The 388-nt window shown below is 73.5% G+C and carries 1 protein-coding gene; it reads right to left on the reverse strand.

Annotated elements, in window-relative coordinates; all coding sequences use genetic code 11:
• Nucleotides 1–388, reverse strand: a 388-nt coding sequence (locus ACWJ6R_RS38105; RefSeq protein WP_449066816.1) for a sulfotransferase, incomplete at both ends; no start/stop codon positions are given.

Consider the following 388-nt stretch of genomic DNA (forward strand, 5'->3'; position numbering starts at 1 on the left):
ACGCCACGCAGTCGCGGCCGTCCCGGATCAGGTGCACGAACTGCGCGTCCGGGAACAGCCGCCGGATCACGTCGACCTGGTGGTGGTGGCCCGACCGCCGGTCGGCCCAGCGCGGCCTGCCGTGCCGCGCGGCGTAGGAGCGGAAGGCGATGCCGATCGCCGATCCCAGCGTGGGCGGCCCGACGACGACGTCCTCGACGAACCGGTCCCCGTCGAGACCGAGTTCCTCGAACCCGGTGTCGCCGTCCCGTACGATCCACCGGCCCAGCCGCCGCCGGTTGGGCTCCTCCCGCAGGTCGCCGAAGGCGAACCGGTAGTAGTAGCCGGGCACCGTGAAGCGGGTCTCCGGCGGCACCGCGATGCGCGGGTGCGCGTGCAGCATGAGCTG

The sequence above is a fragment of the Planomonospora algeriensis genome (assembly GCF_977012225.1).